The organism is Lelliottia sp. 489 (assembly GCF_050435885.1).
Classification (GTDB): Bacteria; Pseudomonadota; Gammaproteobacteria; order Enterobacterales; family Enterobacteriaceae; genus Enterobacter; species Enterobacter nimipressuralis.
In genome coordinates, this window is sequence record NZ_JBNDLC010000003.1 from 56,449 (window position 1) to 67,964 (window position 11,516).

General features: G+C 62.3%; 2 protein-coding genes. One reads left to right on the top strand and one right to left on the bottom strand.

Features of this window, described 5'->3' with window-relative positions; translation table 11 throughout:
* Window positions 1-14: 14 nt before the first annotated feature.
* Window positions 15-212 carry a hypothetical protein gene (locus ABIE11_RS11560; protein ID WP_100779228.1) on the bottom strand — a complete coding sequence of 66 codons (198 nt, stop codon included), beginning with the start codon at window positions 210-212 and terminating at the stop codon, window positions 15-17.
* A gap of 35 nt (window positions 213-247) precedes the next feature.
* On the opposite strand from ABIE11_RS11560, the gene ABIE11_RS11565 reads away from it, so the two are divergent.
* Entirely contained in the window at window positions 248-11,440 is an 11,193-nt protein-coding gene (locus ABIE11_RS11565) for a BapA/Bap/LapF family large adhesin (RefSeq protein WP_429184539.1), read from the top strand.
* Window positions 11,441-11,516 lie beyond the last annotated feature (76 nt).

Sequence of the window (11,516 nt, forward strand, 5' to 3'; positions counted from 1 at the left end):
AATATCTTTATAAATCACAGGGCTTTATATAACACAAAAAACGCCGAATACAAGTTAACCCAAAGCAAATAAATCGATTCATCTGATGTTGCCACTAATTGCTGGCGGGCATCGGCCGCTCTGAAGATAACAACGGTGAGCACTATTTTAAAAATAGCGACTCCGCCGGGGGCGCTCTGTACCCGCAGAAAGATGATGGCTTCGTCTTGCACGCCATATCAATAAAAATCTGTTGGGAGTCATCAATATGAGCCAAATCTCTGTCATTTCGAAACTTACTGGCGTGGAAACCACCACCGAAGGCACTCAGGTTACTCTGGATCACTCCTCTATTGTGAAGCTCCACGTTGGGCGAGGCGACATTTCACACTACACGCGCAGCGGCGAAGATCTGATCGTGACCCTGAATTCGGGCGAAACCATCACCCTCAAAAACTTCTACGTCGGAGACGCTCAGGGCGCCAGCCAGCTGGTGCTGGAAGAGGGCAACGGCGCGCTGTGGTGGATTGAAGATCCCACCGCCGCCACAGAACACTATGAAGCGATTTCATCGATTGATGCGCTGATGGCCTCCTCCGGTGATACGGGCGGCGCGGCGATCTGGCCGTGGGTGCTCGGTGGCGTCGCTGTCGCAGGTGGGATCGCGCTCGCCGCTGGCGGCGGCGGTGGCGGAGGTGGTGGCGGAGACGATGATAATGGCAACGGCAACCCGGGCAATCCGGGCAATCCGGGGAACCCGTCTGACCCGGATACCACGCCGCCTGACGCGCCGACCAATCTGCAGTTCTCGGCAGACGGCAATATCGTCACCGGGACGGCAGAACCGAACAGCACCATCACCCTGAAAGATGCGAATGGAAATCTGGTCGGCACCGGTAAAACCGGCAGCGACGGTAAATTCACTATTGAACTGGGCACCCCGCTCAACAACGGCGAGCAGATTACCGCCACCGCGACCGACTCCTCCGGTAACGTCAGTAAAGAGGCCCATGCGACCGCCCCGGATCTGGTCACGCCCGACGCACCGGACATTTTAATCGTTAACGACGATGTCGGCAGCGAAACCGGCCCGCTGGATAACGGGCAGCGAACCGATGATGCGCGCCCTACCCTGAGCGGTATCGGTGAAGCCGGAACCACCATCACTGTCTTCGATAACGGCACCAAAATCGGCACCACCAAAGTAGATGCCAACGGCAACTGGAGTTTCACGCCGCCTAACGCGCTGGCTAACGGCAGCCACACCCTGACCACCACCGCAACCGATGCGGCAGGCCACACCAGCCCGCCTTCTGCGGGGATCACCATTGTGGTGGATACGGTCGCGCCAACGGCACCTGTGATCTCCAGCGTCACGGATGACGTCAATCCTGTCACCGGGCCGGTGAACAATGGCGGCAGCACCAACGATCAGCGCCCGCAGCTCACGGGTACCGCCGAAGCGAATTCAACGGTCACGATCTACGATAACGGCATTGCGATTGGCACCGTCACCGCTGCCGCAAATGGCAGCTGGAGCTTTACCCCGTCGGTCAATCTGAGTGAAGGCAGCCATGTGCTGACGGTGCGCGCCACGGATGTGGCGGGTAATACCGGCCCCGCCTCACCGGGCTTTACGATTAATGTCGATGTGACCGCGCCCGCCGCGCCATCGGCCTTTGTGGTGAACGATGAAGTCGGCTCCATACGCGGTGCGGTTACAGCAGGCCAGACAACCGACGCCAGCCAGCCGAGGCTCACGGGCCGTGGCGATCCGGGCAGCACGATTATTATTTACGATAACGGCGTGGAAGTGGGCAGAGTCACCGTCGGCCCGAACGGGCTGTGGAGCGTAGCGCCTGACGGCCCGCTGGCGGAAGGCCCCCACTCCGTCACCGTGCGTGAAATTGATGCCGCAGGTAACCAGAGCGGGTTGTCCCAGCAGATTAACTTTATCGTCGACACGATCGCGCCAGGCCAGCCGACCGTCACCCTCAATCCCGCCGGGAACCAGGTCACCGGCACGGCTGAACCGAACAGCACGATCACCATCAGCAACGGCACCGGTGTTATCGGCACCGGCGTTGCGGATGGCAACGGCAACTACACCATCACCCTGAATACCGTACAAAATAACGGGCAAACCCTCTCGGTCGTCGCTTCCGACGCTGCCGGGAATGCCAGTATCCCGGGCACGGTCACCGCCAGTGACAGCATCGCGCCTAACCCGCCAACAGGGCTGACGGTCTCAGGTGACGGGACCAGCGTTAGCGGAAACGCCGAGCCAAACAGCACCGTCACCATCAAAGACACCGGCGGCGGCGTAATTGGCACCGGCACTACCGATGCTAACGGCCATTTCACCGTCCCGGTCTCCCCGCCGCAAACCAATGGCGAAGTGCTGGATGTGATCGCAAGCGACGCCGCGGGCAATGACAGTCAGCCAGGGCACGCCGACGCGCCGGATACAACCGATCCGCTGGCCCCAACGAATCTGGTGGTTTCTGACGATGGCACGACCGTCACCGGCCAGGCCGAACCGGGCAGTACGGTGAGCATTAAAGGGCCGGATGGCGTGGAGATCGGCAGCGGCAAAACGGGCGACAACGGCGATTTTTCCGTTACCCTTTCGCCGCCGCAAGTTAACGGCGAAAAGCTGACGGCTGACGCCACGGACCTTGCCAACAACACCGGCCCCACAGCTCCGGTAACGGCACCGGATACCACCCCGGCGCAAACGCCGGAGATCACCTCGGTCTACGATGACGCCGTTAATGTGGTAGGTGATGTCGCCAACGGCGGCCTGACTAACGACCCGACGCCGACCATTCGCGGCACCGGCGAGCCGGGCACCACGCTCTATCTGTTCAGCGGTTCCGATCAAATCGGCACCCTCGTCATTCCCCAAAGCGGTAACTGGGAATTTACGCCATCGGTGCACCTGCGCGAGGGCGGTCACGTCCTGACGGCCACCGCGATCGACGCCGCCGGAAATGCCAGCGGCACGTCGAACAGCTGGAGCATTACGGTTGATAGCGTGATCCCTGCCGCACCGGTGATCACCTCCGTTGTTGACGATGTCCCGGGCAGAACCGGCCCGCTGGATACGGGTGAAATCACCAACGACTCCCGTCCAACGCTCAACGGTACGGGCGAACCGGGCGCCACCATCAGCATTCGTCTGGACGGCGTGCAGATTGGCACCGCGCTGGTCAGCAGCGGCGGGGCATGGACCTTTACCCCGACGCTGGCGCTCCCACAGGGCGGGCCACATACGCTCACCGCCGTCGCGATCGATCAGGCCGGGAACGTCGGCACGGTTTCAAACGGTTTCCAGATCATCGTAGACACCACGCCACCACCGGCGCCGTCGATCGGTACGGTCACCGATAATTCCGGCGCTGTCACCGGCCCGGTCACCAGCGGAACACCGACGGACGAAACCCTTCCTGCGATGACGGGGACCGCCCCGCCGGATACGATTATTACCGTTTACGACGGCACAACTCTGCTCGGCACTGCCACGCTTGACGGTAACGGTGGCTGGAGCTTTACCCCCACCACTCCGCTCACCAACGGCACTCACTCCCTGACGGTGGTCGCGACCGACTCCGCAGGCAACGCCACCGCCTCACCGCCGTTTAGTCTGGTGGTGGATACCGTGGCCCCTGCGACGCCAGATTCTCCGGACGTCACAGTGAATCCGGACGGTCTGCCGACCGGCACGCCGCTCAATCCGGGCGAAGCCACTCGCGACACCACGCCGACCTTAAGCGGCACCGGTACACCGGGCGATACGGTCACGATCTACATTGATGGCGTCAAACAGCCCGATGTGGTTACCGTTCAGCAGGACGGAACATGGAGCTGGACGCCGACTCAGGCGCTGCCAAACGGCTCTTACGATGTCGCCCTGACGGTCACCAATCAAGACGGCGCGGGCAACGAAAGTGCGCCATCCCAGCCAGTCACCATCGTGATTGATACGGACCCGCCGGCCACGCCAACCGCACCGGTCGTCACCGATAACGTCAGCCAAATCACCGGGCCGGTCGATAACGGTGACAGCACCAACGATTCGCGTCCGGTGCTGAGCGGCACCGGTGTGGCGAACGACGTGATTATTATTTACGACAGCGTCGGCGGTGCGCCGAAGCAGGAGGTCGGGCGCGTCACCGTTGGCGCGGACGGCAGCTGGAGCTGGCGGCCAGACACCCCGCTGACACAAACCACCCATGCCTTCACCACCACCGCCACGGACGAAGCGGGGAATATCTCGGGCGTCTCCCCGGTGGTGACCATTACCGTGGATACCACGCCTCCGTTGACACCGGCGATCACCGCAGGCACCGTCGCGAGCGGCGGTTCGACGTCAGACACCACGCCGACCATCAGCGGAACGGGCACCAGCGGCGACACGGTGATTATCTATAACAACGGGGTCGAAGTTGACCGCGTCAATGTCACCAATGGCACCTGGACCTGGACCAGCCCAACTGTCGCTGACGGCGCGCTGAACCTGACCGTCTCCTCCGTCGATGCGGCGGGTAACGTCAGCGGCACCAGCCCGGTGTACACCATCACGGTGGATACGGTCGCCCCGACGACGCCGCAGATTGATACGATCTCCAGCAGCACGCTGGCGAACGGCGTGCTGTACACCAATGACAACACGCCAACCATCAGCGGGAAAACCGAGGTCGGGAGTACCATCACCGTCTCTGTTGACGGGGGGGCGCCGCTACAGGCCACCGTGGACGCTAGCGGCAACTGGACGCTGACGCTGCCAGACGGCTCGGCGCTGAGCGATGCGCCTCATACCATTATCGTCACGGCCACCGACGCCGCCGGGAACGCCACCCCGAGCGCGCCGGTTACCGTAACCGTTGATACGGATGCGCCAGACGCGCCGGTCGTCAGCAGTCTCGCAATCGAAGGCACACCGTTGACCGGGACCGCAGAAGCCGGTTCCACGGTGGTCGTTAAAGGGGAAAATGGCGTTGAACTGGGTCGCGGTGTGGCCGATGCGGGCGGCAATTACTCCATTGCCCTTTCACCGGCGCAGACCAACGAAACCACCCTCACCGTCACGGCCAGCGATGCGGCAGGCAACGTCAGCGGCCCAACGGGTTATCAAGTCACAGACACGCCGGATCTGCCAGCCGTCCCGACCATCACTTCGATCATTGATGACAACGGCACGAATGGCACCGTCGAAGTGAAAGGCGCAAGTTCCAACGACACCACGCCAGTCCTGAGCGGGACCGCACCGCCGAACAGCATTGTGACCATCTACCTTGACGGGGGGCTGGTGCCGTACGCCGTCGTCACCGCCAGCCCAACCGGCGAGTGGACGGCCAGCTCGCTGATCCCGCTCGGCGAGGGGCCACACAGCTTTACCGCCACCACCACCGAGGGCGGTTTGACGAGCGGTCTCTCCCCGGCGGCTACCGTCACCATCGATCTCACCGCGCCTGGTACACCGGTGCTCGGCGCAGTCACCGATGATGTCGGTCCTGGTACCGGGCCTCTCACCAGCGGTCAAACCACCAACGACAGTCGTCCAACCCTGAGCGGCACCGCAACGGCGGGCGATACCATTACCATCTACAATAACGGTACCGCCATTGGCACCGTGGTTGTCGGCTCGACGGGCACCTGGAGCTTTACGCCAGGCGCTGCGCTGGGAGAAGGCAACCACGCTCTGACCATTTCCGCCACCGATCCGGCGGGGAATGAAAGCGCACAATCACCGGCATTCAACATTGTGGTCGATACGGTCTCCACCACGCCGGTCATCGTCGGGGCAGACGATAACGTCGGCACCGTGACCGGGAATGTCCAAACCGGTGGCACCACCAACGACACCACGCCGACCCTTTCGGGCACGGCAGAAGCCAACAGCAGCGTGGCGATTTTCGAAGGCAGCACCCAGATTGGCACCGCCACCGCTAACAATCTGGGGAACTGGACCTTCACCCCCACCACGCCGCTCACCGAAGGCTCACACACCTTTACGGTGGTCGCGACCGATCCACAAGGGAACGTCAGCACCAGCTCCAACAGCTATAACGTGATTGTCGATCTGACCCCACCCGCAGTGCCGGTGCTCAGCGCCGTCGCCGATGATATTCAGGGCGGCGTGGTCGGGAACCTGACCGCAGGACAGGTCACTAACGACGCCACGCCAACCTTCACCGGGACGGGCGTCACGGGCAGCACCGTTCATATTCTGAATAACGGCGTAGAAATTGGCACCGCGGAGGTCATTAACGGTTCGTGGACCTTTATGCCGCCAAACGGGCTGACGGATGGCCTGTATAACATCAGGGTCAATGCCACCGATGCAGCGGGTAACGTCTCCGCTAACTCGCCGGTCTTCTCCTTCACCGTCGACACCACGCCGCCAGACGCGCCGGTGCTTACCACGGTGCAGGATGACGTCGGCCCGGTCATCGGCACGATTCCTGAAAACGGCACCACCAATGACAACCGTCCAACCTTCAACGGTACCGGCGAAGTCGGGGCGACCGTCACCCTGCTCAACGATGGACAACCCTTCGGCACCGCCGTGGTGAACGCCCAGGGGAACTGGACCTTCACGCCAACCGCACCGATGGCTGACGGGCCACACACCATCACCCTCAGCACCACCGACGCGGCGGGCAATACCAGCACCACCTCCACCACCTTCGATCTGACGGTGGATACCCAGCCGCCAGCGGCACCGACCATTATTAACGCCACCGATGACGTCGGCAGCGTGCTGAACCCGGTTCTGTCCGGGCAGACCACCGACGACACCCGGCCTCAGCTGAACGGCTCGGCGGCGAACAACGCCACGATCATCATCTATGAAAACGGCGTACAGGTCGGCACCGTGCAGGCTAACGGCTCGGGCGAATGGAGCTTCACCCCGCCGAACCCGCTGAGCAACGGCAGCCACACCTGGACCGCCACCGCGACCGACGCGGCGGGCAACGTCAGCGTGGCCTCGCCGGGCTTCACGGTGATCGTCGATACGGTTGCACCGCTGGCACCGGTTATCACTCAGGCGCTTGACGATGCAGGAACCGTCACTGGCCCGCTCGGCAGCGGCCAGACCACTGACGACACGCTCCCGCGCCTGATCGGAACCAGCGAGCCGAACGCCAGCATCAATATCCTCGAAAATGGCCTGGTGATCGCCACCACCACGGCGGACGCCAGCGGGAACTGGGCGGTGACGCTCACCACCGCACTTGGGGCGGGACCGCATGCCTTTATCGCCCAGGCGACCGACGCGGCGGGCAACAACAGCGATCCGTCGGCAACCTTTACCCTGAATGTCGACCTCACGCCGCCGGCCGTTCCGGTATTGGTTTCCGTGGTGGATGACGTCGGAACCGTCACCAACCTGACCAGCGGCCAGCTCACCAACGATGCACAGCCGACGCTCACCGGGACAGCCGAAGCGGGATCGACGGTGAAAATCTTTGATAACGGCGTGCTGATTGGCACCGTCACGGCCACCGGAGGTGCGTGGTCCTTTACGCCGTCACCGGCGCTGGGCGACGGGCTGCATCCGCTGACCATCACCGCCACCGACGCCGCGGGTAACGCCAGTGGCCCGACAACGGCCTTTGTGGTTAACGTCGATGCCACTGCGCCAAACGCGCCGGTGATCGCCTCGGTCGTGGACGATGTCGGTACTGTCACCGGGCCGGTGATTAACGGTAACCCGACCAACGACACCCAGCCGACGCTGAGCGGGACCAGTGAGCCTAACGCTGTGGTGCGGATTTATGACGGCACGACGCTGGTCGGCACCGTCACCGCTGACACCAACGGCAACTGGACTCTGCCACAGACCACCACCACGCTGACCAACGGGCAGCACAACTTTACCGCGACCGCCACCGACGCGGCGGGCAATACCAGCGCACCATCGTCCATCACCTCGATTGTGGTGGATACGGTTGCGCCGGGGCTGCCGGGCACGCTGGCCGTAATCGGTAACGGCACCCACGTCACCGGTCTGGCGGAAGCGGGCAGCACTGTCACCATTACCAGCAGCACCGGAACAGTGCTCGGTACGGCGACGGCGGACGGCAGCGGGGCTTTCAACGTCACCATTTCACCGGCGCAAACCAACGGCGAAACGCTGCTGGCCTTTGCCACGGATAAAGCCGGGAACGCAGGCAATACCCAGAGCGTTACCGCGCCATTCACCAACCTGCCGAATGCGCCGCTGATCACTACCGTTAACGACAACGTGGGGACCATTACCGGCAATCTGACCAACGGCAAAGCCACGGATGACACGACGCCAACCCTGAGCGGGACGGCGCAGCCGAACTCCACCATCACGCTGTATAACAACGGCGTGGCGATGGGCACCACGACCACGGATATCAACGGTAACTGGACCTTCACTACGCCTGCACTGAGCGAAGGTTCTCACGCGTTTACCGCCACGGCGACCAACGTCATCGGCGGCACCGGGCCGGTCTCGATTCCGACCACCGTTATCGTTGATACCGTCGCACCGAATGCGCCGAACGGAACCTTTAACGCCGACGGCAGCGTGCTGACGGGCAGCGCAGAAGCGGGCAGCACCGTGACGATTCGCCTGGCGGATGGCACCCTGGTGACCACCACGGCGAACGCCGGAGGCACCTACAGCTACACCTTCCTCAATAAACAGACGGAAGGCCAGACCCTGCAAATCACCGCCACCGATGCGGCAGGCAACACCTCGACGCCAGGCTCTGCGCTGGCGCCGGTTGTGCCGCTGTCGGCAAGTTCCAACGTCGAGGAGCTGGCGCTCACCTCCGACGCCACTGTGACCAACGCCCAGTACAGCGATTACGGATTCCTGCTGGTCGGGGCGCTCGGTAACGTGCTTACCCTGCTCGGCAACGATACGGCGCAGGTCGGCTTTACCGTGGGTGCGGGCGGGAATGCGGATATTTCGATTAACGCCGATGCCACAGGCGTGGTGCTGTCGCTGCTCAACACCCTGGAAGTGGTGGTGCAGCGCTGGGATGCGGTCAACGGCACCTGGACCACGGTGGTGGATACCGGTCTGCCGCAGTTCGCCAACCTTCTGACGCTGGGCGCCAACGGCGTCACCCTTAACATGACCGGGCTGACCGAGGGCCAGTACCGCGTACTCAGCTACAACACCAACCTGCTGGCGACCGGGTCGTACACCAGTCTTGACGTGGATGTCACCGAAACCAGCGCCGGGACGGTAACGGGGGTGACCACCCAGTCCGGTAACGTCATTCTGGACAATGACCCAACCACAGGCAGCGACAACGCCCCGGCAGGCACTCGCATCACCGCCGTCACCGATTCCCAGGGCCACACGGTGAACGTGACGGCGGATGGCACGGTGATCCAGGGCCAGTACGGTACGCTGACGATTAACCTCAACGGGAGCTACACCTACACCCTCACCAACACCAGCGCCGCGATTCTGGGCCGGACCGAGAGCTTCACCTACACCATCGGGCATAACGGTTCCACCGCCTCGGCGCAGCTGGTGATCTCCCTCGGGGCCAACACCGTCACCAACAGCGTCACGGCGGTCGATGACGCCGCGAGTTTCACCTTCGACACCAGCGTTCACGCCATCAACAACGGCACGTCGTCCCAGGGCGGCTTCACCGTGGTGGGCGTCAATCTGGGCAACACGCTGAGCCTCAATCTGCTCGATGATTTGAGCAATCCGATCATCTATAACGTGGCGGAAGGCACCACCCGTACCATGACCATCCAGGCCTCCGTCGGCGGCGTAGCGCTGGCTTCGGTGTTCGATCTTTACGTCTATAAATTCAACGACGCGACGCAAACCTTCGAGCAGATGCGCGTTCAGCCAGGCTGGCTGCGCGCACCGCTGCTCGGCGGTACGTCGGGCACCCTGACGCTCAACCTGCCGGCCGGGGAGTACCTGTTCCTGCTGAACACCGCAGCCGGGATCACGGCGCTGACGGCCTACACCCTTAACGTACTGGAAGACCATGTCTACACCGTCTCGAGCGTCGGCGGCAGCACCACCGGCGACGTGCTGGCGGATGATATTATTCCGGCGGGCACCCACGTCACGGCGGTGAACGGCGTGGCGGTCAACGGTACGGGCGTCACCACCATTCAGGGGGAATATGGCACCCTGACCATCAATGCGGACGGTAAATACACCTATACCCTGAACAGCGGCGTCGGGGCCGATCACATTAAGACGCCGGACACCTTCGTCTACACGGTGACCGCGCCAAACGGCGATAAAGACACGGCGTCCCTCAACATCACTCCAACTCCACGGGCGATGGATGCGGTCAACGATGTGAGTGCGGTGATGGATGTGACGTCAGTGCACCATACGGCGGCCTACTCGGACACCACCGTCGGCAACGCCACCTGGACGGCGGCTCTGCTGACGGCAACCCAGGGCAGCGGCAGCGGTACCTTCGTGGTCGACGCCAACACCGCCCTGCATAACGTGGTGCTGCACTTTAACGTCGCCTCGCTGCTCTCGCTCGGCGGCCTGACGGTGGACTGGGTGCTGTCGAACGGTGCCACTACCGTGCGCAGCGGTTCGTTCAACGGCGGATTACTGCTGGGCGGCACGGCTACCATCAACCTGAACGGGCTGGATCTGGAGGCGGGCACCTACACCCTCTCCTACACCGGGAAGATGGGCGCGCTGGCGGTGGGGCAAATCACCATCACCCCGGACGTGGTGGGGACCACCTACTCGCTCAATCAGTTCGATTCCACCAGCGGGCACACCGTTAACGGCAACATCTTTGACGGCACCGATTCGCAGGGGGCAATGGATCAGCTGCACTCGGTGGATACCCGTCTGAGCATCACCGGTTACAACGGCGTGACCACCACCCTCGACCCGTACACCACCAGCGCCGCGAATGTGACCATTCAGGGACACTACGGCACGCTCTCCATCGGCGCTGACGGCCATTACACCTACACGCTAAATACCGGCGTGTCGCTCTCCAGCATCACCTCGAAGGAGGTCTTCAACTACACCCTGACGGACACGGCAGGGAAAACGGACAGCGCGTCGCTGACCATCAACATGGCGCCGCATTTCATCAGCTCTGAGCATAACGACGTGATCAATGGGACGGCCTACGGCGATACCCTGATTTATCAGGTGCTGAACAACACCGTGGGTAACGCCACGGCGGGCAACAGCACCGGGGATCACTGGACCAACTTCTCCATCAGCCAGGGGGACAAAATTGATATCGGCGATCTGCTGGTGGGCTGGAACGGACAGGCATCCACGCTTGGCAACTACGTGCATGTCACCACCAGCGGTAACAACACTGTGATCTCCATCGATCGTGACGGTACGGGGAGCACCTACACTAATACGACGCTGGTCACTCTGGACAACGTACAGAGTAGCTACGACGAACTGGTTAATCAGCACCACAACATCATTACCTGATAGCACAACACAACTGACCCGGGCGTTCAGCGCCCGGGCATCAAGAATAAAAAGTACAAATTTATTAGGGACATGA

Excerpts from the sequence above, each read along its gene's own strand:
- ABIE11_RS11565 (WP_429184539.1), top strand. The coding sequence starts at position 248 with ATGAGCCAAATCTCTGTCATTTCGAAACTTACTGGCGTGGAAACCACC.